Origin of the sequence: Streptomyces sp. MRC013 (genome assembly GCF_023614235.1) — a bacterium.
In the GTDB taxonomy this organism is placed as follows: domain Bacteria; phylum Actinomycetota; class Actinomycetes; order Streptomycetales; family Streptomycetaceae; genus Streptomyces.
This window is the reverse complement of sequence record NZ_CP094264.1, coordinates 4930773-4953933: the sequence shown is the minus strand read 5'-3', so window position 1 is coordinate 4953933 and position 23161 is coordinate 4930773. Positions and strand designations below refer to the sequence as shown.

Annotated in this window: 19 protein-coding genes and 1 pseudogene; 9 read left to right on the top strand and 11 right to left on the bottom strand. The window is 71.8% G+C overall.

Features of this window, described 5'->3' with window-relative positions; translation table 11 throughout:
- The first annotated feature begins 79 nt into the window (after positions 1-79).
- A complete protein-coding gene (locus tag LUW75_RS22495; protein WP_250337229.1) occupies positions 80-1066 on the top strand; it encodes an LLM class flavin-dependent oxidoreductase in 987 nt (328 codons plus the stop codon).
- Positions 1067-1070: 4 nt separating this feature from the next.
- Here the strand turns inward: LUW75_RS22495 and LUW75_RS22490 are convergent, their stop codons facing one another.
- From LUW75_RS22490 to LUW75_RS22475, 4 genes are all read right to left on the bottom strand, one after another.
- Positions 1071-1874 carry a carbohydrate ABC transporter permease gene (locus tag LUW75_RS22490; protein WP_250337228.1) on the bottom strand — a complete coding sequence of 268 codons (804 nt, stop codon included), beginning with the start codon at positions 1872-1874 and terminating at the stop codon, positions 1071-1073.
- A complete protein-coding gene (locus tag LUW75_RS22485; RefSeq protein WP_250337227.1) occupies positions 1874-2830 on the bottom strand; it encodes a carbohydrate ABC transporter permease in 957 nt (318 codons plus the stop codon). The genes LUW75_RS22490 and LUW75_RS22485 overlap by 1 nt, the downstream gene beginning before the upstream one ends.
- Positions 2827-4083 carry an ABC transporter substrate-binding protein gene (locus tag LUW75_RS22480; protein WP_250337226.1) on the bottom strand — a complete coding sequence of 419 codons (1257 nt, stop codon included), beginning with the start codon at positions 4081-4083 and terminating at the stop codon, positions 2827-2829. The genes LUW75_RS22485 and LUW75_RS22480 overlap by 4 nt, the downstream gene beginning before the upstream one ends.
- A 106-nt stretch (positions 4084-4189) precedes the next feature.
- Complete coding sequence (locus LUW75_RS22475) at positions 4190-5275, bottom strand: hypothetical protein (protein WP_250337225.1); 1086 nt, start codon at positions 5273-5275, stop codon at positions 4190-4192.
- A gap of 377 nt (positions 5276-5652) precedes the next feature.
- Here LUW75_RS22475 and LUW75_RS22470 point away from each other — a divergent pair, with 377 nt between their 5' ends.
- Together LUW75_RS22470 and LUW75_RS22465 are read left to right on the top strand one after the other, a co-directional pair.
- Positions 5653-5883, top strand: a complete 231-nt coding sequence (locus tag LUW75_RS22470) for a hypothetical protein (RefSeq protein WP_250337224.1) — start codon at positions 5653-5655, stop codon at positions 5881-5883.
- A 678-nt stretch (positions 5884-6561) separates the two neighbouring features.
- Positions 6562-7057 (top strand): annotated as a pseudogene (locus LUW75_RS22465) (Lrp/AsnC family transcriptional regulator).
- A gap of 39 nt (positions 7058-7096) precedes the next feature.
- Here the strand turns inward: LUW75_RS22465 and LUW75_RS22460 are convergent.
- Positions 7097-7543 (bottom strand): VOC family protein, encoded by a 447-nt coding sequence (locus tag LUW75_RS22460; protein WP_250337223.1) that lies wholly within the window; start codon positions 7541-7543, stop codon positions 7097-7099.
- 662 nt (positions 7544-8205) lie between these two features.
- Between LUW75_RS22460 and LUW75_RS22455 the strand changes: the two genes are divergently transcribed.
- The 6 genes from LUW75_RS22455 to LUW75_RS22430 all read left to right on the top strand — a co-directional run bounded on the left by LUW75_RS22455 (position 8206) and on the right by LUW75_RS22430 (position 12847).
- Positions 8206-9012 (top strand): transposase family protein, encoded by an 807-nt coding sequence (locus LUW75_RS22455; protein ID WP_250333784.1) that lies wholly within the window; start codon positions 8206-8208, stop codon positions 9010-9012.
- Between the two features lie 20 nt (positions 9013-9032).
- The gene (locus LUW75_RS22450) at positions 9033-9356 is read left to right on the top strand and encodes a hypothetical protein (protein WP_250337222.1); all 324 of its coding nucleotides are present in this window, start codon (positions 9033-9035) and stop codon (positions 9354-9356) included.
- A gap of 769 nt (positions 9357-10125) precedes the next feature.
- Positions 10126-10494, top strand: a complete 369-nt coding sequence (locus LUW75_RS22445) for a hypothetical protein (protein WP_349816451.1) — start codon at positions 10126-10128, stop codon at positions 10492-10494.
- A gap of 9 nt (positions 10495-10503) precedes the next feature.
- Entirely contained in the window at positions 10504-11808 is a 1305-nt protein-coding gene (locus LUW75_RS22440; RefSeq protein WP_250337221.1) for a hypothetical protein, read from the top strand.
- Between the two features lie 29 nt (positions 11809-11837).
- Positions 11838-12335: a hypothetical protein gene (locus tag LUW75_RS22435; protein WP_250337220.1), complete on the top strand. Its 498-nt coding sequence runs from the start codon at positions 11838-11840 to the stop codon at positions 12333-12335.
- A gap of 26 nt (positions 12336-12361) precedes the next feature.
- A complete protein-coding gene (locus tag LUW75_RS22430; RefSeq protein ID WP_250337219.1) occupies positions 12362-12847 on the top strand; it encodes a hypothetical protein in 486 nt (161 codons plus the stop codon).
- A 670-nt stretch (positions 12848-13517) separates the two neighbouring features.
- Here the strand turns inward: LUW75_RS22430 and LUW75_RS22425 are convergent.
- The 6 genes from LUW75_RS22425 to LUW75_RS22400 all read right to left on the bottom strand — a co-directional run bounded on the left by LUW75_RS22425 (position 13518) and on the right by LUW75_RS22400 (position 23148).
- Complete coding sequence (locus tag LUW75_RS22425; RefSeq protein WP_250337218.1) at positions 13518-13790, bottom strand: hypothetical protein; 273 nt, start codon at positions 13788-13790, stop codon at positions 13518-13520.
- Between the two features lie 514 nt (positions 13791-14304).
- Positions 14305-15531 carry a TIGR02679 family protein gene (locus LUW75_RS22420; RefSeq protein WP_250337217.1) on the bottom strand — a complete coding sequence of 409 codons (1227 nt, stop codon included), beginning with the start codon at positions 15529-15531 and terminating at the stop codon, positions 14305-14307.
- A 62-nt stretch (positions 15532-15593) separates the two neighbouring features.
- On the bottom strand, positions 15594-19709 hold the full coding sequence (locus LUW75_RS22415; protein ID WP_250337216.1) for a TIGR02680 family protein: 4116 nt from the start codon (positions 19707-19709) through the stop codon (positions 15594-15596).
- Positions 19706-20932, bottom strand: coding sequence for a TIGR02678 family protein (locus LUW75_RS22410; RefSeq protein ID WP_250337215.1), 1227 nt, complete (start codon positions 20930-20932; stop codon positions 19706-19708). Before LUW75_RS22410 ends, LUW75_RS22415 begins: the two co-directional genes overlap by 4 nt.
- Entirely contained in the window at positions 20929-22521 is a 1593-nt protein-coding gene (locus tag LUW75_RS22405) for a TIGR02677 family protein (RefSeq protein ID WP_250337214.1), read from the bottom strand. Before LUW75_RS22405 ends, LUW75_RS22410 begins: the two co-directional genes overlap by 4 nt.
- A 204-nt stretch (positions 22522-22725) precedes the next feature.
- On the bottom strand, positions 22726-23148 hold the full coding sequence (locus LUW75_RS22400) for a secondary thiamine-phosphate synthase enzyme YjbQ (RefSeq protein WP_250337213.1): 423 nt from the start codon (positions 23146-23148) through the stop codon (positions 22726-22728).
- Positions 23149-23161: the final 13 nt, after the last annotated feature.

Genomic DNA, 23161 nt, shown 5'->3' with positions numbered 1-23161 from the left:
CCTGTCTGACGGTCTGTCGCCGCGGTGCGCGTTCACGCTAGCCTTTGCGGCCCGGACCGTAAAGGAAGGAGCCGGTGCCATGCGCCTCGGCCTCTACGTCAACCTCTACGCCGACGGGGCCGACCGGCCGCGGCTCGCCGACGCGGTGGAGCAGGTGCGGCTGGCGGAGCAGGCGGGCTTCGCCTGGGCGGTCCTCGGCGAGCGGCACCTGCACCGCCCGGGCTACCACGAGGCCGTCACGACGCTGGCGTACCTCGCCGCGCACACCGAGCGGATCGGGCTGGCCACGGCCGGGCTGATCGCCCCCGTCTACCACCCGGTGTGGCTGGCGGAGACCCTCGCCCACGTCGACGTGTTGTCCGGCGGGCGGCTGACGGCCGGTTTCGTCCTCGGCTACCGGCCGGAGGAGTTCCGACTGTACGGCACCGAGCCGCGCGAGCGGGTGCCGCGGTTCGAGGAGTGCCTGGAGCTGGTGACGCGGCTGTGGACGGAGGGGGAGGTCACCCACGAGGGCCGCTTCACCTCCCTGGACGGCGCGTTCCTGTCGCCCCGTCCGGTGCAGGCCCCGCGTCCGCGGATCTGGAACGGCGGGCGGGTGTCCGCCGCGCTGGAGCGGACGGCCCGGATGTGCGACGGCTGGACGACGTCCTTCAACGAGCTGGACGCGGAGCTGCCCGCCAAGATCGCCGAGTACCTGGCGTATCCGCGGGGCGCGGCGAGCCTCGGCGCCGAGGTCGTCGTCTGCCGCGAGGGTTACTGCGCGCCGACGACGCAGCTGGCGCGGGCCGCGCTGGAGGGCCCGCTGCGCGGCCTGTACGACGCCTACGGCGACTGGAAGCGCACCTCCGCGGACGCGGCGCGGTACGCGCAGGAGTGGGACGACATCGCGGCCCGCTCGGTGATCGGCTCCCCCGAGGAGTGCGCCGACCGGCTCGGCCGCTACGCGGCGATGGGCGCGGACGGGGTCGTCCTGCGCCTCCAGCCGCCGGGGATGCCGCAGGCGGACGCGCTGCGCGCCATCGAGGCGTACGGCACGGACGTCCTGCCGAAGCTGGGGGCCGCGTGAGGGTTCAGCCCTTGAGGCCGGTCGTCGCGATGGAGTCGGTCAGGTAGCGCTGGAGGAGGCCGAAGACCAGCAGGCACGGCAGGACCGTGACGGTCGCCCCGGCCATGACCTGGTTGACGGCGACGTTCTCCCCCTCCAGGGTGGCCAGGCCGACGGTGAGGGTCCGCATCCCGGAGGACTGGCCGATCACCAGCGGCCACAGGAAGTCGTTCCAGTGCCACAGGAAGACGAAGACGCCGAGGGTGGCCAGGACGGGGGTGACGAGCGGGACGACGACGGTGGTGTAGATCCGCCACTCGGACGCCCCGTCGATCTTCGCGGCCTCGAACAGCTCGTCGGGGAGCTGCGCGATGAACTGCCGCATCAGGAAGACCGCCTGCGAGTTGGCGAGCGTCGGCACGATCAGGCCCCAGTACGTGTCCACGCCGCCGAGCCGGGAGACGAGGACGAAGTACGGGACGAGCGTCGCCTGGAACGGCACCATCAGCGTCGCCAGGAACGACCAGAACAGCACCTCGCGCCCCGGGAACCGCTTCTTGGCGAAGGCGTACCCGGCCATGGACGAGAACAGCAGGATCAGCACGACCGACACGAGCGAGTAGACCAGGGAGTTGACGGCCCAGCGGGTGACGTCGGCGCCGGAGAACACGGCGGAGAAGTTCTCCCACGTGGCCCGCGTCAGGTCGAAGGCGCCCGGCAGGGTCTTCCCGCCCGGCGGCGCGAACGCGACCAGCACCATCACCGCGAAGGGCGTCACGGTCACCAGCGCCACCAGGACCAGCAGGACCGGAAGCCGCACCCTCGCCATCACTCGTCCCGTCCGATCAGCCGGCGCTGGATCAGGGAGAACACCAGGACCACCAGGAAGAGGACCAGCCCCAGCGCGCTCGCGTAGCCGAAGTCGAAGAACTTGAAGCCGGTGTCGTACAGGAGGTACACGAGGGAGTAGCTGGCGCGCACGGGGCCGCCCGCCGTCATCACGTACATCGCGTCGAACACCTGGAACGCCCCGATCGCCTCGACGACCAGGACGAAGAAGAGCACCGGGCGCAGCAGCGGCAGCGTGACCCAGCGCAGCCGTCGCCAGCCGGTGGCGCCGTCGATGACGGCGGCCTCGGTGACCTCGCGCGGGACGGACTGGAGTCCGGCGAGGAGGATCAGCATCGAGTAGCCGAAGCCCTTCCAGGCGGACGCGGCCGCGATGGCGGGCAGGACCAGGGCCTCGTCGCCGAGGAAGTCGACGGGCCCCAGGGAGAGGACGCCGAGCGCCGCGTTGAGCAGGCCGTCCTCGACGTCGTAGATCCACTTCCAGACGACGGCGGCGAGCACGATGCTGGTGACGTACGGCAGGAAGAACACGCCGCGGAAGAAGCCGCGCAGCCAGACCGCGCGGTGCAGCAGCAGGGCCGTGCCGAGTGAGAGGCCGACCGTCAGCGGCACGAAGAACAGGGTGTACAGGGCGGTGACGCCGAGGCTGGACCAGAACAGGTCGTCCTTCAGGAGCCGGGCGTAGTTCGCGGCGCCGACGAAGCGCCAGTCGCCGCTGAGCCGGTAGTCGGTGAGGGACAGGAACGCGGCGCCGAGCGTCGGGCCGAACCGGAAGACCGCGAACAGCAGCAGCATCGGCGCGACGAACAGCAGCCCGACGCGCGCCTCGCGGCGGCGGACCGGCCGGGGCGCCCGGCCCGCCGGGCGGGGCGGGCCGGACGCGGCGGCGGGCTCGGGGGTCGGGGCGGTCCGCTCGCCCGCCGTGCCCGCCGTCAACGCTGCCGTGCCAGCAGGTCGTCGGCCTGCGCGGCCGCCGCGTCCAGGGCCTCCTTCGGGCTCTTGCGCCCGGTGAGGGCGGCCTGGATCTCGGGGGCGATCAGGGACATCAGCTGGCGGGCGACGGGGCTGGGCTCGCCGGGGTGGGCGAACGGCAGGGCCTCCTGGAACTGCTTGGCGTACGGGGCGTCGCCGGCCACCGTCACGTCGGTGCGCGGCGAGAGGAAGCCGCTGGCCTCCCCGAGGCTCCGGATGCGCTCCGGCTGCGCCATGAAGGCGAGGAACTTCTCGGCGCCCGCGACGTTGCGCGAGTCGGCGTTGAGGCCGAGGCCCCCGGGGACGCCGAAGGAGACCTGTTCGACGTCGCGGAGGGGCTTGCCGACGACGACGTTCTCCGCCCCCCAGGTCCTGCGGGCCAGGTCGGCGTCGGCGAGGGTGTTGGAGAAGCCCATGGCGGCCTGCTGCTTGCCCAGGGGGTGGTCGGCGAAGATGTTGGTGTTGGTGAGGGCCGTCCGGGGGACGGCGCCCGCCTTGTAGAGGTCGGTGAGGAAGGTGAGGGCGGCGACCCCCTCGGGGCCGTTGAAGGCGGCCTTCCGGCCGTCCTCGGAGAAGACCCGGCCGCCGGCCTGCCACAGCAGCGGGTAGAAGTTCAGGTTGAGGGTCGCCTCGTTGCTCGCCGAGTAGTCGAGGACGGCGACGCCGGCCCGCTTCAGCTTGGGTGCGGCGGCCCTGATCTCGTCCCAGGTGGTGGGCGGCTCCTTGACGCCGGCCCGGTCGAGGAGCCGCTTGTTGTACAGCGTCGTGGTGACGGTGTGGTAGATCGGCACCGCGTAGAGCCTGCCGTCGTGGCTGAGGGCCTTCACAGCGTTGGGGAGGAACGATTCCTCGATGCCCTCGACCGCCTTGTCCACGGGGCGCAGGGCTCCGTTGCCGAGGTACTGCGGGACCTGGTCGGGGTTGAGCAGCACCACGTCGGGGCCCTTGCCGCTGCCGAGGGCGGTGGCGAGCTTCTCGTCGCGGTTCTCCCAGGGCTGCTCCTCGACGGTGACCCGGGTGCCGGGGTTGGCCGCCTCGAAGTCCTTCTCGACCTGCTTCCAGTAGGCGGAGTTGGCCTTCGGGTCCGCGATGACGGGATACATCCAGACGGTGACGTCGTTCGATCCGGAGCCGCCGTCGCCGCCGCAGCCGGCCAGCAGGGACGCCGCGGCGAGGAGGGCCAGAGGAGTGATGGCGCGCTTGGAGCCTGTCGTCATGGTGGGCCTCCGCAAGGCCTGAGAAGGAGAGGCAAGCCCGGTCACTTTCGGTCAGGGCCGAAAGTAACCGGGCAGAAAACGGCTGTCAATGGGACCGGAACCGGGTTCAGCGGCGTACGTCGACCCTGTACAGCTCGGGACCGCGGCTGAAGTACAACCACCCCTCGTGCGCCGCCAGCCGCCGGTGCGGGAAGTTGACCAGGAGCTGCGGGTCGCGGTGGGGGAAGAAGGGGTCGACCCGGAAGATCAGCGCGCCGTCGACGGAGACGTACAGCTTGCGGCGGCCGACCGCGATCGCCCCGTCGTTGCTGCGCGTACCGAGTTCCAGGCGCCGCAGGACGCCCCCCGTCTCCGGGTCGAGGGCGAACAGCGAGTGCCCGGCCAGCGCCCAGACCGCGCCGCCGGCGACCGCGACGGCGCTCACCGCCGCTATCCCCGGGACGAGTTCCCGCTCCCACAGCTTCTCGGCGCGCTCCACGTGGTAGGCGAAGGCGGCGCCCGCCGTTCGGGTGGGCGGGGTGGTGCCGAGGCCGCCGAAGATCGACGCCCCGCCGTAGACCACGCCGTCGGCCGCGGTGAGGGCGACGATCGACATGTCCTGGACGACGTTGCGGGTGAACGTCCACGCACCGGTGTCCTTGTCGTACACGGCGAGCCCGCCGCCCAGGCGGTTGCCCTCCGGGACCGTGCCGACCGCGATCTTCCCGTCGACCTCGGCGAGGCTGCGGGCCCGTGCCTGCAGCTCGGGCTTGAGGGTGAGGACGGCCTCGGGGTTGGCCGGGGTGCCGGGCGGGCCCTCCGGGGAGTACTCGGGGCTGTTCCACGGCCGGTCCGGCCGGTAGCGGAAGAGCTTCGCGTCGGGGTACTGGCCGATCCAGACCGTGCCCTCGGAGTCGCGCAGGATCGCCTCGATCTGGCCGAAGCGGTGGAAGGACGCCGCGCCCGTCACGGTGTCGACGGACGACAGGCCGCCGTTGAGGAACCCGCCCGCGTAGACCGTGCGGCGGCCCCCGGCGGCGAGGGCCTGGATGTCGATCGGCTCCCTGCGGACCTTCGTCCCCAGCACGGCGTGCGCGCCCGTGGTCGGGTTGTACCGGAACATGTCGCCGCGCCACAGGGTGCCGACGAGGCTCCGGCCCGGGTAGTCGGGCAGGCCCAGCTCGGCCCAGCCGAACGAGCGGGCGTTCTGCACCTTGCCGGTGAGGAACAGGCCCGTGCCGGTGTTCTGCCCGGTGACCGGGTCGTACCGGCGCAGTTCGCTGCGCTGGAAGAAGTAGACCGCCCCGTCCTCGTCCGGCGGGGGAGACGCTCAGGCCGTGGACCTCCGGGATGGGGTCCGACCAGGTGCGGGTGGCGAGGTCGAAGACGTAGAGCGGGCTGGGGGCGTCGGAGCCGATCCGGGCGTACAGCCGGCCGTCGTACGCGTTGAGGTCGTAGACCGGCTTGCCGGTGATCGTGCCGAGGCCGGGCGGCGTGGGCAGCTGGGTGAAGACGCCGGTGGCCGGGTCCAGCTCGGCGATGTGGGCGGCCGCGTAGGAGCCGCTGTACACCCTGTCGCCGTGGCAGGCGATGCTGCGCACGTACGTCTGCCCCGGGACGGCCTGTCCGAAGTCGGTGAAGGCGCGGGTGGCCGGGTCGAAGCGGAAGACCCTGCCGCCGGGGAACGTGCCGCCCCACACCCTGCCGTCGTCGTCGGTGGCGAGGCACCAGACGAAGGTCTGCCCGGCCACCGGCAGGCCCAGGTCCTCCACGGTGTCGCCGGAGCCCGGCGTCCAGCGGTACAGATGCGCGTTCCCGTAGGTGCCCGCGTACACGCCGCTGGGGGCGGCGGTGACGGCCCAGGCGCCGTCGCCGCCCGTCAGCGGGGCGCTGACCAGCAGGTCCCCGGTGATGGGGTCCATCGCGTTGAGGCGGGCGGGCTTGCCCGTGGAGGCGTTCCACAGGGCCTGCCTCCCGGAGGGCCCCGGGGCGACCGTGCCGCCCAGCAGCAGGACGTCGGCGAGGGGGATTCCGATGAACTGGGGTTCACGCATGAGCTGGCTCCCGGCCTCGGCGTGTGCTTCGGGAGAGGGGGGCAGGAGGGCGGCGGAGATAACTGCGGTCGAGCCGGCGAGGAACGCGCGTCGCGTCGCCACAGACGGAACACCTCCCTGGAAGGAGAGAGTTACGGCACTAGCCGAAAGTGATACGCCGCAGCTCATGGGCCGTCAACGGTACGCGTCGCCCCTGCGGTGTTCTGATACGACACACGGCCGTCTCCGAGACGTCAGCCGGAGGGGCGACACCGTGGTCACGGGGTGTGCGGCGCCTCCCGCACCGGTGTTCCGGCGTTTTTCGGCCAACTCCCCGGCCGACCGGACCGCGCGCCCCTTCGGCCATCCGGACGCCACCGGGCCGACGGCCGCACCCGGACGGCGGAGACGGCGCCGTTGGTACAGTCGACCCACGGAATGCCCGGCCACGAAGGGGCGACGGACCATGCCGGTCGACGAACTGGACACGCGGATCCTCCGGCTCCTCATCGAACGGCCTCGTACGAGCGTGCGGGAGTACGCTCGGATCCTCGGCGTCGCGCGCGGCACGCTCCAGGCGCGGCTCGGCCGCCTGGAGCGGGAGGGCGTGATCACGGGCACGGGCCCGTCCCTCTCCCCCCGCCGCACTGGGTCACCCGGTGCTCGCCTTCGTCCACGTGGAGGTGACCCAGGGGCGCCTGGACGAGGTCGGCGACGCGCTGGCCGCCGTACCGGAGATCGTCGAGGCGTTCTCGATCACGGGGGGCGGGGATCTTCTGGCACGGGTGGTGGCCCGGGACAACGCCCACCTGGAGGACGTCGTCCAGCAGCTCGTCCGCATACCGGGCGTCGTACGGGCCCGGACCGAGGTGGCGCTGCGCGAACGGGTGCCGTTCCGGCTGCTGCCGCTGGTGGAGTCCCTGGAGCGGGAGGCGCGCACGCCCCGCGCGGGCGGCGGGTGAGGGGCGGGGACGAGGGGCGGCGGGCGGGCCGGAGCGCCGTCAGCCCTCCCCGCCGGGGGCGTCGACGGGCGCCAGTGTCACGGTGCCGTCGTCCGCGACCGACCAGCCCGGGTTGTGGCAGACCTCCCAGCGGTGGCCGTCGGGGTCGGCGAAATAGCCGTGGTAGCCGCCGAACGCCGCGCGTTGCGGCTCCTTGAGGACGGTCGCGCCCGCCGCACGGGCCCGCCGCACGGCCGCGTCGACCTCGGCGGGCGAGTCGAGGTTCTGGGCGAGGGTGAAGGGCGTGCCGGCCACCGCCGGATGCCCGGTGTCGGCGCCGAGCTCGGCCAGGGGGAAGAGCGCCAGGGCGAGTCCGCTGCCGACCTGGTAGAAGACGATCTCCTCCATGTCGAGCAGGGGCTCCCAGCCCAGACCGCGGCTGTAGAACCGGCGGCTCGCCCCCACGTCCTCGACGCCCAGCGTCACCAGGCTCAACCGCTGTTCCATGAACCCCCCGTACCCGGCAGACGATCGCGGTCCGGGCGCGATGCTACCGCCCCTCGGGCGCTGCTCGAAGCGACCGCGGCACGCGCCTTCGGCCCGTGGGGCGCCGCGGGCGGGGAGCCGGGGCCGTACCCGCCCGCCGAACCGGTTCAGCCGCCGGACCGGAAGCGTACGGGGTCTGCGAGCACCGCGCGGGCGCCCTCGAAGTCGGCCGGGCGGGCGGGCCGGCGAAGGCGTGCCGAGGTCGCGCGCGCTCCACGAACCCTTCGTGCTGAACGACCGGTCGCGCGGCCCGCGCGCAGCGCCCTGCATCGGTGCCCGACCGCTCGCACGCCGTATCCTTCCTGCGGACGACGGCAATTGAGGCTGCGGAAAGAGGCCGCTCAGGACATCGCCCATCCGCACCGCGCCGGACGGGCGCCCCCCGCGGAGGCGTGCCGGCCGCGCTGACTGGCGTCACTGCGGGCCGAGAGCCCCAGTAGTTCCGAGCCTCCATACCGAAAAAGGATCAATGACGTTTTCTCAGCGAAATAATCTTCGGGAAGTGGGTTGATCAGGGCGTTAAGGGTTGGGTCGGACAGCGGTGGCCCGGGTGCGGACAGACGTGAAGCCTCTGGTAGGACAGTTCTCACCACAAGATCGTCCGTTGCACCAGAGGCTTCACGTTGGTCACCTATGTTGCCATGCTCGACGTCCCGCGCCACGTGGTGGAATACGTGGCCCGGCTGCTGGCCGGCCACCGCCGCCGGATCGGCACCCCGAAGGGCTCCCGGGCGTTGAGCCCGTTCCGGCAGGCCGTCTTCGTGCTGCGCTGGTTCCGCGAGGCCGGCTGCGTGCACTGCCTGGCCCGCGATGCGGGAATCTCGCAGGCCACCGGCTACCGCTACCTCCACGAGGCGATCGACGTCCTGGCCGACCAGGCCCCCGAGCTGCATGAGGTGCTGGACCGCTGCCGCGCGCGGCAGATGAGCCACGTGGTGCTGGACGGCACCCTGATCTCCTGCGACCGTGTCGCCGGGACTACCGAGAAGGGCAACGACCTGTGGTACTCCGGCAAGGCTCGGCACTTCGCCGGGAACATCCAGTTCGTGGCCGCACCCGACGGCACCCCGCTGTGGGTCTCCGACGTCGAACCCGGATCCGTCCACGACCTGCGTGCCGCCCGCATCCATGCCCTGCCCGCCTTGTACGCGGCGGCCCGCGCCGGTCTGCCGACGCTGGCCGACGTCGGCTACACCGGCGCCGGCAAGGGCATCCACACCCCGTTCCGTCCGCACCCCGACATCGCTTCCCCGCTCGCGCCGGACAACCGCGCCCACAACCGGCTCCTGCGCGGCATCCGGGCCCTGGGCGAACGGGCCGCCGCTGAACTCAAGCAGCGCTGGCGCGCGCTGCAGCACGTCACGCTCAGCCCCAGCCGGATCGGACGCATCGCCCAAGCCGCACTCGTCCTCAACAACTCATGGAAGTGACAACCGCTGAGAAAACGTCAATGAACGGAAACGCGCTGTTCCACGTTATAGGGCTGGCCGTCTGCACACTGGTGCTGCTTCCGCTGCCCCTGCTCGTCCTGACCGGGCGTACGCCCGGCCGGCTGCGGACCCGAGTCGCCGACCCGCGGTCGCTGGCGCTGGCCCTGATCGGTTTCTGGCTTCTCGTGGTGGTCAACGCGGTGCCGCGGATCCTGGGCGCCGGAACCGGCGTCGTCGCGGCCTGTTCCATCGTGGCCGTACTCTGCGGACTCGGCGGCGTCGTCCTCTTCTTCCGGGCGGCGTGGGCGACCGCGCGGGCCGCCCGAACCGGCCGGCGGCACTGAACCTTGTCACCGGGGTGCTCCTGACTTGTGGATCATGATGGGGTGACACACCGTCACGAACCGTTCAAAGTGGACTAGGGTCCGGCCCACCCCTTGCCGCCACAGCTCGCACCGGAACGTCCCCGGACAGACAACCGAACGGTTTCGAACCGGGCCGCATGAAGGTTCCGTACTGGGGTCGCCTAGCGGAATGTTCCCGAACGGCCCGACCGGAGGTGCAACTGACTCTGGCGCAGCAACCATGAGAGGCACCGCCGACCGTTGACAAGCAGAACTGCAAGCGGTGCAACGTCGTCAAGCGGCGCTTCGCCTCCCTCAAGCAATGGTGAGGCACAGTCATCCGTTACGGCAGGGCCGCCCACTCCTGTAGAGCAGTACCGGTTTCGCATCTCCTCTGACGTGAATGCGACGCTACGACGATAAGGCCTGGGCCGTTTCTTGGCGGGTGCCAGGCCACACGTAGGCCCTCCCCCCTGCGACGGCAATCGATGACCGCAGCCGCACTACGATCGGGCTTACGGCCCCGACGCCCGTGGAAGTGAGGCGCCCCTGCCGGCCGATCCGCAGCCTCATCGAGCGAGCGGACCCTCACGAGGTCACTGTGAAGACCAGACATCTCGCAATTCTTGGCCAGAGGCCCCACATGCACTCCGGATCACCAATACAATCTGACTTACGGGTAATCAGGTCTGACAACAGGGAAGTACGCCATGCCAGATGAGGCACCCAGGGGTTGGCACACGGGAACGCGAACGTCACGGATATTCACGTGGGCGCGCGGATGAACGGCGGTCTTGGACCGTCGACCCCGGGTGGAGATCAGGACTTCGCCTCTTCACCTGCGGAGAAGAAGGCCGCATCCATCACGATCGAAACTGAACTCCAACCAAACACGAAGAAAGCCTCGGACCACGCGGACGAGGCCACACGCTTGCTCCGCAAGGGCTTTGACGGCTGGGAGACGGCCGCCGGATTGAAGACGGTCGAGGAGAGGTGGGAGCAACAAGTGAAGAACCTGATGGCTCGTCTGGAAAGCGAGAAAAACGCGCTGCGCGGAGCCTCGGGGATTTTCGTGCGCACCGACATCGGAGTGGGCGACGACGTAAGCGCTTCGGCATCGAAGCTGAATGACTTCTGAGGAGCTGCGGTGCTGACGTACCACGAAGTCATGACCACCGATCTAGAGCTCCTGACAAGGGCAGCCGCCAAGTGGGAATCCATGGCGGCTGAGTTGAAGAAGGTCGAGACCAGGTACGGCGAGAGCGTCCAGAAGGTCGCCATGGGGCGGAGCTGGGTCGGTCTCAGCGCCGGAGTCGCGCAGACGAGCTTCTCGGCGACCCGTTACGAGTACTCCGCTGCCCAGGCTCAAGCCAGGGCTATTGCGAGCCTACTGCGGGACGCCCACGAGAAGTTCACCGACCTCAAGAAGAAATTGGAGAGCATACGCGACGACGCGATAGCCGCTGGCATGACCGTCTCGGAACAGGGATTTATCGCCTTTGACTCTTCCAAGCTCACCGATGGTGAGCGCAACGCCTACCACCACGATCCGGAATACCAGTCCTCAGTCCAGGCAGCCGTCGGCAAATGGCAGAAACTCATCGAAGACCGGGTGAAGGCCGTCGACGAGACCGACCAGCACGTCAAGGCGACCCTGAGCGCCGCCGTCGTCGATAGCAACAAGGATGCCTTCGGCCGAGGCAGCGGCAAGGACGCAACCCTCAACGGGTTCAACGCGTACGCCGAAGGCGACCTGGACAAAGCCCCGAAGACCCTACCGGCCGAGGAAGCGAAGGACGGAACGAAGACCAGCGGCGCCACGGTGACTGGACCTGACGTCGGCTTCACCGTCAGCGGCGTCAAGTATGGCAAGGAAGGCTCGGTCAAGGCGTACGCCGACCTCTTCCATGCAACAGCGAAGGGCGAGGGAACCCACGGGCGGCTGGCTCTTTCCGGAATCGATGAGATGTACGCGGGAGCCAGAGCCACCGGAAACCTGGGGTTCACCGACGAGGGCTTCGTCGCCAAGGGCGAGGCTTCGGTGGGTGCCCGGTCCCTGGTTGAAGGGCGAGCCGAATACGGGCATGTAGGCGGCTACGGGCGGCTGGAAGGGTTCGCCGGCGCCGAGGCAGGGGTCACCGCCAAGGCAACCAAGGAGGAGGTGACCGTCAAGGCAAAGGCGTTCGCCGGCGGCAAGGCATCCGCCGCCGGAGGTGTAGAAGCAGCCGGTATCGGTGTGGGCTTGACCGGCGAGGGTTGGGTCGGCCCCGGCGCCGAGACGTGGTTCGGTTACAAGAAGGACGAAGAGACTGGCCAGTACAAGCTCGGCGGCAAAGCTGGAATCTCTCCCGGTCTCGGCGGCGCGGTGGGCCTTGAGATCACCTTCGATCCGAACAAGTTCTCCAAGGCCGTGGAAGACGCCGCCGACTTCGTAGGCCGGCTGACGGACTGATGTACTTCTCCATGGAAGGGGGGTTCTGAATGCCAACATCACTACCAATCCCGATCAAGTTCCGCCTGCCCGAGGGCTGGCTCCCGGCCCGCCCGGTGGACGGCGACCCGGGTGTTGCCTTCGCCGCCGTGCACCCACAACCGGATGCCGGGTTCGCCGCCAATATCACCATTGAGGGCGGCTTCTCGCCCGAGACACGAACGCTGGCCGAACTCGCCGCCGAGTCCGCGGAACGCCTGTGCGAGATCGCCGGGCCGGTGACGGTCACCGACCGTCGTGAGTTCGGCGGCGCCGACACGCCCGGTCTGACCCAGCGGCTGACCTTCTCGGCCGCCGTCAGCGACAACGCGTACCGCGATCTCGTTCAAACCCAGGTGTATCTGTCCCTCGTTGACGTCAAGGACCCCCGTAAGCGCGCGGTGATTCGGCTGGCCCTGACGGTCACAGCCGGCCAGTACGACGGCGTGGCGGGTGACTTCCAGGAGTTCCTGCGAAGCGTGCGTCCGGGCACCGGGGAGGCCGCGTAGCTATGGGCCGCCTGTGGGACAAATGGATGGGGACCCGCTACCCCGGGAAAGGCGCCAAGGCGATCCCGACCCAGGAACTGCGGACCGCTCTGCTCGCGTTGAACGGAACGGGTGTGCCCTTCGACGTCCGCGAGACGGGCACGGGCGAGGCGGACCTGCTCGCGGAGTGGCGGTTCCTGGAGCCGGCCCATGGCTCCGGTGCGACCCGTCGACAGGTGGAGCGGACCCTCAAGATCTGGATGCGGCTGTGCCCCGGCGAGCGTGAGGTGCGGGCCATGGACGAGCAGTGGGAGGTGACGCGAGCCGGCTCCCCGCCGGGCCGGATCGTGGCGCGCGCGCACGGCCGTGGACCGATCCGGGGAATCCACAAGGAGTGGGTCTTGGAAAAGGGACCCGGAGGCCGCCGGCGCAGAGTCGAGACGTTCAGCTTCAACTCGCAGGATCTGAAAGACCCCCTGCGTAACACGGTCCTCGGGGCGGGATGGACCTGGCGCGGGGTGTACAAGCTATGACCCGACGGCGGACCGGGCAACAGCTCTACGAACCGTTTCCCGGTCCGCCCGACCAGCCACCCAACGGGACGGGAAGTGGCAGGTCGCCGCAGCGGAGTGTGGGAGGCGAGCCCGATTACGGAGGTTTGCCCTAAAGAGAAAAGCCAATGCTGCCGTGATGCGGGCGGGGCTGCCCGGGGAACCTGAGGGGAACGGAGAGGCTGATCGGCGTGCTCAAGGCGACAGTGTGCGGCCCCTCGAACGGCTCCCTCACCAGACTCCTATGCGGGCTCACGGCCCAGACATCGATCGGCGTCGGCGGACGGCCCCGTACCGATTTTCACGCCCGCGAGGCGTCATCCGCAGGTGAACGGCTGACTCCTGTGGATGTCAGCCCAGGAAGCCCAGCCGCAGCCGGCGGTCCGGGGTGTCCTCGTCGGCGTCCGCCAACCTCCGTCAGGACAACCCCGAGCGTACGCCGCCGTGCGCCGGCTCGGCCCCGGCCGTCCGCTGACGAGCCCGAGACCGTGGTCGACGAGAGGCCCCCGTCGGGGCGTCGGTACGGGTTCGGCTCCCCGCCGGTCTGTGAAATCGCTTCCGTCCCGGTCGTTCGCCCACCGCCGGTGGATACGCCCGCGGGGGAGGCACGCGACCCCCCGTCCGGCAGCGTCGCGCCGCGCGGGGTCAGGAGTCAGGGTGCTTCGCTCCGAAGTGCTGTGCGCGGAGAACGATGACGACGTCGTCGCGGTAGTCCTCCTGGTACCAGCCCCGTCACGGCGCCCTCGGCGAACGTCCTGACGCCGGATGCCGACTCGGTGATGTCGAAGGGCTCGCCGATGCGGCGGACTCCCACGGCATCGGCGATCCGCTGCGCGATCGCCTCGACCTCCCGTCGCTGAGCCATGTCCAGGCCGCCGACGACGTTCACGGCGTCCGGTTCGTACTCCCGGGTCCAGTCACTCACGCGGCGACAGCCCCGGCGGGGACCGAAGCCAGCTCACTCGCGGCGGCGCGGCGCCCGGCACGGTCATCCGACTCGCTGACGATGCGCTCGCACTCGCGGAAGCGGGCCAGGCGCAGGCGTCCGGTCCCGGTCAGGGGCGCGTCACGGTGGGGCGCGAGGGCCTCTCTGTTGGTGCAGACGTCGCAATCCGCACCGAACCGGGAGGCCCTCGTTTGGTTCAAGATCCCTCAGCCGGGACCCGGCTCACCGTCCACGACCTCCCCGGACAAAACACCTGGCGCGAGCCTGGCTGTTCCTCCGGCCCGGCCTGGAAACGCGGTTACGGCTGAACTTCGGACCTACACGTTCCACGGCCGCGACCACCCGAACCTCCGGCTGCGGGCCTGCAGGTCCGCAGTCGGCCGGCCCTGGATCGTCGGGGTCGCCGCACGCACCGGTCACCGCAGCCCGGCGTACGGCGACGGCGGCGTCCCTCTCGCCGCTGCCATCCAGACGTGTGTCGTGGACGCCCTGCTCAGGGCCGTCCTCCCAGGTCAGACAAGAGGAGGCCCAGTTCTCGCTCCTCCTCGACCCGGACGCCGGCTTCCGCGAGGGCTTCAGCGAGGTCGGGATCCCACGGTGTCCCGGTCGGAACGCCGGTGAGGGGTCCGGGCGGGAATTCCGGGTCGCTCGCGGCCAGGGCCGAGCGGTAGTCGGCGGCGGTGTACCGCCAGGGGCTCCACGGGACACGGCGCAGCAGGGCGCCGGCGATCCGAAGCCCGCCCCAGTCGAAGTCGCCGTGATACCGGAGGGTCGAGCCGTTGCCGTGCAGGTGGCGCAGCAGGGCGAGTGCGGCGGCCGAGGGCTGGCCCTGGAGACAGACCAAGGGCGGGCAGGTGGGGCCGAGGGCGTCCGCCGCCGCGGCGAGGACGGCGGGGTTCTCGCAGATCCGTACCACGGGAGGGGCGACGGAGGGTGGCCGTCGGATGAGTTGGCGAAGTGTCAGGACGGAGGGTTCGCCCTCGCCGGCCATCCAGTCGAGGGCGGGAGCGCCGCGCAGGTTCAGGGTGAGAACCGTCGATGACAGCTCGTCCTTCACCAGGCCCGCCGACGCCCAGGCGTCCCGCCGCCATTCGGCGCCGCTTCCGTCCGCGAACCCGGTCAGCGCAAGGATCCCGGACAGTGTGAGAGTGGCCTGCGGGGTGCCGTCGTCCAGAGCGTGGGCCGAGCCGAGGACGCGGGCGGCGAAGGCGGCCAGCGAGACGGCGGGCTCGACGGGCAGCACGCGAAGCGCGGCGCAGACCCCCGTGAGCAGGGTGTGCACGGCGTCGGGGGTACGGCCAAGCCGCCGGGGAAGGCCGTCGCCCCGCACCCTCGCGGCCCAGGCGGCGAGCTCGGGCCGGTCCCCGACGAGTGCGTCGAGGGGTGCGTACGCCCGTTCCCAGGCGGCGTCCTCCTCCGCCCTGGCCTGTGCGAGCGGGGTGACCGGGCCGGTGAGCGCCGTGACGGCGGCGGCGAGTCCGTCGGGGCTGATGCCCGACCGGCGCAGCACGCCGTCGACCGCTTCCAGCCGTACGGTGAGCGAACGGCCGCCACCCGGGGGTCTGGCCAGCAGCCGTTCGACGGCGGATCGCTGCTCCGGAGTGGGAGTGGCCAGCGAGACCGCACCCGTCAGGGGTCGCCCGGCCGCGAGACGGCCGCGTACCCGCTCGACGAGCCATTCGTGTTCCGGCACGCCCAGGAGGCGGCGCAGTCGTGGCATGTCGATCCTGGCGGGCGTGGTCGGATCCGCTACGGCGTCGGGTTCCGCGTGCCCATCGCGTGTCAACTCCACTGCGGCTCCCCTTCCGGCACGCCCGCCGCGCCCCGTGCCGCGTGCCGCACGGGGTCCTCGCGGCGCTGCCGCCGCGTGCCGTCCCATTCCCAGCGGGTGACGAGGACCGCGGCCACGTCGTCGATCCGGGACAACTGGGCGATGGCGATGCCGGGGACCTGCGGGTAACAGGCCCATTCCCGTTCGCTGGTCATCACCACGTCGAGGTCGAAGGCGCTCAGCAGGCCGAGGCACTTGGCGCGCGAGTCGTCGTCCACCCCCGCGAACGCCTCGTCCAGCGTGACCAGGCGGGGCGCCTGCGGGCTGCCCGCGCTGGCGTAGTGCGAGGAGGCGGCGGCGAACAGGGGCACGGAGACGGCGAGGACGCGTTCGCCGCCGGAGGCGGGGCCCGCGGCCGGGACCCAGCGCCCGTGCTGATGTCGTTCGACGCCGAACTCGTGCCAGGAACGGTAGTCGAGCGCGGCGGTGAGGTGTTCGAGCCAGCTGCCCGAACCGTCGTCGGACTGCTGGCGGGCGATCTGGGCCTGGAGGAACTCGCCGACCGCCGTGCGGTCCTCGGCGGTCCACGCGTCGGCGGACTGGCGCAGCCGCTCCCGGGCCTGGGCGAGTCCGGGCGGAGCTTTGCGCGAGGGCCGCCACACCAGCCGCAGCCTCATACCGGTGGAGGTGGGGCGGCCCTCCAGCTCGGTGTTCATGTCGCGCACCTGGCGCTCGGCCGCACCGATCAGTTCCTGGAGGGTGCCGGCGACCTCGGTGATCAGGTGGGTTTCGAGGATCTCCCGTTCGTGCGCGGACAGGATGCGGGTCAGCTCGCCCACCTCCGCGGCGAGCGCTTCGGCGAGTTCGGGTACGGCCCGCTCGCGGCCCTGGTACACGATGTCGACGACCATGCCGTCCTCGACCATGCGCGCGGAGGCGCTGTGCCCGTGCCGGGACAGGGTGTCCTGCAGGGTCTTGAGTTCTTCGCTGAGCCGACGCTGGACGCGTTCCCAGGCGGCGTCCGTGTCGTTGACCGACGACAGGCCGGTCTCGATGGCGCGGGCGAACGCGATGGCCGGGGTGGCGGCCCAGGGGCCGTCGCCCGGGGCGGGGACCACGAGTTCGGGCAGCGCGACCGCCCCCAGGCCCGTGGCGGTGAAACGCCGCAGCGCGGCGATGGCCTCCGCGCGTGCGCCGACGACTTCCGTGAGGTCCTCCTCCAGCTGTTCGATCCGCCCCTCGGCACGACCTGCCTCCCGGTCCGCCTCCGCGTGACGCCGTTGGGCGGTCTTCTGGTCGGCCTCGCAGATCCGCTGTGCCTCGGCAGTCTCGGCGAGTCGCCGTTCGAGTTCGGCGACGGCCGCTCCGACGGTGGAGCGCAGGGTCAGGTGGCGCTCGTCCGCCGCCGCCGCCTCGCGCTCCGCGTCTTCGGCCCGCTGGGCGAGGTCGGCGGCCCGCTGCTCCGCGTCGGCCGCCTCGGCGCGTTCGTCGTCCACCTGGCGTGCGGCCTCGCCTCGTTCACGCACTGCGGGCCACAGGGCGGCCAGCGCGGCGGCGAGGGCGCCGAGGGCGTGACGTGCGGCTGTGAGTCCGGTCCGGTCTGCGGGCAGCCCCAGATCGGTGGCGGCCTCGGTGAGTTCGGTGGCGGCGCGTTCGGCTCGCCCGGCCGCCTCGGCCACCTCGGCGGCGCGCTCGTCGCACCGCACGCGGGCCTTGCGTACGGTGTCGGCGGCGGCGCTCACGAGCGCGTGTGCCCGGGCGAGCGGCGACTCGTCAGGTACGGAGGCGAGTTCGGTGTCGAGCGTGCGGCGGCGGCCTGCGATCGCCTCGCAGCGGGCCGCGGCGGCTTCCGATTCCCGGCGCAGAGAAGCGAGCTCGACGCCGAGCGAGGCGACGCGGGCCCTCCGCGCCGCCTCCCGCGCGCCTTCGCCGATGTACGCGGCAGCGGGCTTGGCCCACGTGCCGGTGAGCGCACCGACACGGAAGCGGCCGTCCGCTGCCGCCCACGTCCCGGCTCCTCCCCCGCTGCCCAGGCCGATGGCTGCGAGCAGACCGATCACCGTCGCTTCGTCCGGGGCCGCGGTCCGCCCGTCGCCGTGGTCCGTGGCCGGGCGCAGCGCGTCGGCCAGCGAGGGGCCGGTCACCGGTCCGTTCGACGGAGCGAGAAGGACGTCGTGCCCGTTCACAGCGAGGGCGGAGCCGTCGGGGAGCACCCAGGCGTCGAGGAGGCCGGAGGCTTCGAGCGCCGCTTCGAGACCCGCGCGCTCGGGTTCGGGCAGGTCGTCGCGGAAGTCGACCAGGCGCCAGAGCGGGGCGCCCGGAAGCCGGTCGCGAAGGCCGGGGGTGCGGGCAGCGGGGGGCTGGGGCTCGCTTCCGCGGCCGGCTTCCACGGCGGCGAGTTCCTGTCGCGCCTCGTCGGCGCGCCGCACCAGCTCCGAGGCCCTGCGGGCGGCTTCCGCCGCCTGGTCGGCGAGGTCCGCCGAGCGGACGGCGTGCGCCCCGGCCGCGTGGACGCGTGCCGGGTAGGGGCCGTCGAGGTGGCGGGTCCATTCCTGGAGTTCGTCGAGGAGGCCGATCTCGTCGGGGAAGGCCAGCTCCGTCCAGGCCCCGGCCCGTTCCCGTACGCCGTGCAAGAGGGCCTGTCCGGCCCGCGCCGCACGCTCCTCCGCCTCACCATGCGACTCCACTGCCAGGGCGAGGTCGGTTTCCGCCTCGTCGAGACGGCCCGACGCCCGACGGTGCGCGGTGGCGGCCAGCTCAGCTGCTTCGAGGAGGCCTTCGACGTGGGCGAGGGAGCGCTGGGCGCGACCCGCGGCGTCCTCGGCGGCGCGCCGCAGTTCGGGGTCGGGCAGCCGGTCGTCCACGGGCACGACGATGTGCGCGGCGGTGGCGTGCTCCCGCACCCGGGCGAAAGCTTCCCGGACCCTGAGCCGCGCCGCACGGAGCCGGTTCTCGGCAGCGCCGAGCCGCCCGAGCGCCTTGGTGTGGAGGGCGGTCGCCTGCTCCCGGTCCCCCCGTGCCCGGTCCGCCGCCTGCGCCGTTCGCGTCACGGCCAGCGCGGCGTGCTCCAGTTCCCGTGCGTCGCGCGTCTCGGGCGCCTCGCGCAGGGCCTTTTCCTGGGCCCGCAGGCGCTCCGCGGTCTGCGCCAGGGAGCTGATCTCCTCCCCGGCCGCCGCCCGCTCCTCCTCGGCGCGCCTGCGCCGCTCCTGCGCCTCGGCCAGATCCCTTTGCACGCGCTCGTAGCGGGAGTGTTCGGCACGCGGTAGTCGTGCCCGGCGGCGGGTGGCGATGCGGGCGTAGCGCCGGTAGTGCTCCAGGAAGGCGGAGGCGGCTCGTTCGGCGGCGGAGGCGGCGGCCAGCTCGTCCTTCTCCTCGTCGAGGGAGCGGAATGCCTCGGCCACGTCGGCGATGACGGCCTGGTCCACGGGGGGCAGGGCCTCGGTGAGGGCGCGGGAGAGGGCCGCTTCGTTGGGCCGCTTGGACAGCTGGGGCTGGCGTAGCTGGATGAGCAGGTCGACCAGGGCAGCGTATCGCTGCTCTCCGAGGCCGAAGAGTGCTTCGTCGACGGCTCGGCGGTACGCTTTGGCCTGGTCGTACACCCTGCCGTGCCCGGCGACCGCTTCGGCGAGCCGATCCCGGGACAGGGCCGTTCCGGTGGCGTCGAGCAGCCGGAAGGTCTCCTCCGTGCGCTCGGTGGAGCCGTGGTCGACGCGCTGGCGGGTGACGGCGTACCAGTGGCGGGCGATGCCCCGCCCGCTGACGGCCTTGAGCCCGCACAGCAGCGTACGGAAGTGCTGCTCGCCGGTCGTGTCGTCGAGCCTGCCGAACTCGATCCACGTGTAGCCGAGCCGTTCTGAGTGGGGGTGCTCGCCTCCGAGGAGCAGGTTCCACTCCATCCGCTTGCCGGGGTCGCCGTCGGGTTCGACGCGGCGCGGGCTGAGGTCGCCGTCGAGCAGGAACGGCAGGGTCAGGGCGAGCACCTTGGACTTGCCGGTGCCGTTGTTGCCGCGCAGCAGCAGGCGCCCGTCCCGGAAGTGGAACTCCTCCACGTCGTAGTGGAACAGGTCGACGAGTCCGACGCGCAGGGGCTGCCAGCGGGAACGCCGCGGGGCGGGGAGGCGGGTCACGAGGTGGCCTTTCGCTGCGGGGACACGGAGCCGGACTCGCGGATGACGGTCTCGCCGACCGCGTACCGGGCGAGGGCGGGGCGGGCCGCGACCCCGTGAGAGGTGCGGGAGACCAGGCCGAGCGCGGTGAGCCGGGCGACGGCCTGTTCGACGAGTTCGGTCTCCATGCCCGGCTCCCGGGCGGACTTCGACCAGAAGCCACCTTGTTCGGCCGCTAGTTCGCGGACGCGGAGGGCGAGAGCGCCGAGGGTGAGGGGCCCGTCGGCGCCGGCGAGATGCTCGGCGAGCAGCAGGGTGATGTGGCCGTGGGTGCCCTGTTCGGGCATGCGGAGGTCGGTCAGGTCGTCGTCGGGATCGACCATGGCGATCCCCTCGGCCCGCACCTCGGCGACGAGTCCGGTCAGCTCGGTGATCCGGGCGATGAGGAAGCCGCGCTGCCGGGTGAGGTAGCCGAGTTCGGAGTCGGTCAGGTCGTCGTAGTAGACCACCGGGTCGTCGAGCAGTCGCCGGGTGAGCGAGCGGCGCAGGGCGCGGAAGCGCAGTTCGTCGCTGTCCAGGGCGGTTTCCGCGACGAGCTCGGCGAGCCGGTCCTCGAGGTCGTCCGCCCGCACGGTGGAGGGGCCGCGCCGGGTGGCGAGAAGGCCGGCCAGGACCCGGCGTTCCACGTCGTACAGGACGTCGCCCACCCCGCTGACGTACGCCTCCTCCTCGCCCGCGACCCGCCGCAGCACGCCGAGATCGAGCAGGAGCCGTACGACGGCGGCGAGGTCGAGGCGCTCGTCACGACGCTCCAGGACGAACTCGACACCCGCAGCGGTGAGTCGGGGGTCGGCGGCGTCGAGGACGATCTGGTCGGCGAGACGTCCGAGGGCGATCTGGGCCTCGCCCCGTTCGAGCGCCGCGAGTGCGAGGCAGAACAGGACGTAGCGGCGACGTGTGAAGGGGGCGGCGCCCCGGCTCGCCTCTCGGGCCGGGTGCGTGGGGTCGGTGAGGACGCCGGGGATCTTGCGCAGCCGCGCTGTCCCGGCGTCCACCTGGAGGGACCAGCCCGTGTTGCGATCGAACCACTCCCTCAGTTCGGACGCGTGCCGGCGGACGAGACGGAACTCGTCGGTATGTCGGCCGCGTGCGAGGAGGAGGGGGTGCTTCAGCAGGGCGCGCGCTGCTTTACGCAGGTCGGCGGCGTGCTGGCCGTCCAACACCTCGGTGAGCGGTGTGGTCATCGGTCGGCGTCTCCGTCCGTCAACTCGTCCCCGTCCGTCAGGTCGACGATCTCGACGAGGTGGTCCGGGCCCCTGAAGACTCCGCCGGGCGTACGGATCTCGGCGGTGGTGCCGTCGGTGAGCGCGGTGAGCCTGATCTCCATGGAGCCGTCGTTGCTGGTGGCCACGGTGTGCCGCATCCCGGGTCGCCAAGTGGCCAGCGCGTCTCCGAGCAGCTGGAGGAACAGTCCGAAGGAGGCCGGGTCGAGCTCGCCGAGGCCCGACAGGCGCGTGACGCCGTCGGTGACGAGCCGGGCGCGGGCAGCCGCGGTCTCCGCGGCCTGCTTGGCGGCCGTCTCGGCGAGAGCCCGCCGCCGCTCCTCCCGGTCCTCGACCTTGCGGGGCTTGCCACGCCGCTCGTAACTCCCGGTCCGTCGCAGCTGTGGGCTGATCCGCAGCGGCTCCGCCTCGGCCCACGGGGTCGCAGCCGGGACAGGACGTGCCGCGCGGACGGTGAGTGTGTCGGCGTCGACGGTGAGGTGCCGGGCAGGATAGAGGCCGAAGGCGGCCCGCCACAGCCGGTGCCGGGCGTCGTCGTCGGGCGCCTCGGCGAACCAGCGGGCCAGGGTCCGGAAGTCGGCGGACCGGTCCGAGCGCCCCGCCCGGCGCTCGTTCAGTGTCCGTACGATGGCCAGGAGCTGCGGGATCGCGCCGAGCGCCCGGCCACGCAGAAGCCGGGCCTGCGACTCGCGCCCGTCCCTGCCGACGAACCACGCGCCGAGCCCCGCCCAGCGCACGGCCCACCGCTGGAACGCCTCCTCCTCGGCCTGGTCGGACTCCTCCGGCGAGGCGTCGGCGGCCTCCCGCCCGGCGGCGGCCCTCAGCAGAGACTCCACCCTTCCGTCCCCCTCCAGCTCCAGAACCAGCCGGGCGATCCGTCCGCCCAGCGTGATCAGGTCCTGGATGAATCGCTCCAGGTACTGGATGAGCCGATCCTTGTACGCGAGGAAGACCTCCTCCTCGACGTCGTGCAGGTCGATGGTCCGCTGGAGAGACCCCATGAAGGCGCGGGCGTTGTCGGCGAGCGCCGCGAAGCGGCTGGCCAACGCGTCGAGCGCCAGGTGCGCCTTGGCCGGGTCGGGTTCCTCCTCGGCGGCTAGGACGAACAGGGCGCGCAGGTGGGTGACGATGTCGTGCAGGGCGACGGCCTGGAGCGCGCCGCGGCGGCCGAGTGCCTCGTCGTAGGCGGACAGCGCCTCCTCGGCGGCCTCCCCCTCACGCGTGAGCTGGTAGACGAACCGCTTCCGGTAGAAGTCCTCGACGGCGGTGACCCGGGCGGTGTCCGGATCGGCCCGCAGGTTGCCCCAGACCACGAGTTTGTCGAGCGCGGCGGCGACGGCCTCGGGTTCGGCGGGACGGATGTCCGCCGGCAGCGCCCCATGCACGTCCTCGGGACGCAGATGAACGGCAAACCGTTCCTTGGCCACGAGAAACACCCGCATCACCTGCCGGTAGAGCGGGGTGTTCTTCACGGTGAGGTGGGCGAAGGGGCCGAATCCGTCCGGTTCGGGATCCGGACCGGTCGAGGCGGTGGCGGAGGGCGCGGTCATCACCCGCCATTCTCCCCCAGCCGCCCCTCCCCCCCGGCAGGGGCCGGAGCACCCGGCTGGTTCACGCCGTCGCGATCGGTGAACCACGGCAGCCCGGGCCGCCCGGCAAGTCGGCGAGAGCGCACCCCCGCACGCGGGGGACCGGCGCTGACCCACCACTCGGTGCGGCCGGGCATCCCGCCGGCAGTCCCGCAGTACCCGCTGCTACCCGAGGAACGACAACCGCACCTGCCGCTCCGGGTTGTCCTTGTTGGTGTCGACCAGGCAGACCGACTGCCAGGTGCCGAGCGCCAGGCGGCCGTCGACGACCGGGAGGGTCGCGTGGGGCGGGACCAGGGCCGGCAGGACGTGGTCGCGGCCGTGGCCGGGGCTGCCGTGGCGGTGCTGCCAGCGCTCGTCGGCGGGGAGGAGGGTGTGCAGGGCGGCCAGCAGGTCGTCGTCGCTGCCCGAGCCCGTCTCGATCAGGGCGACGCCGGCCGTGGCGTGCGGGGTGAAGACGTTCAGCAGGCCGTCGCGGCCGGCCGTCACCTCGTCGAGGAAGGCGGCGCACGCCTCCGTCAGGTCGTGGACGGTCTCGCGGCGTCCGGTGGCGATGTCCAGGATGCGGGTGGTGAATGCGTCGCTCATGGCTCCATGGTGC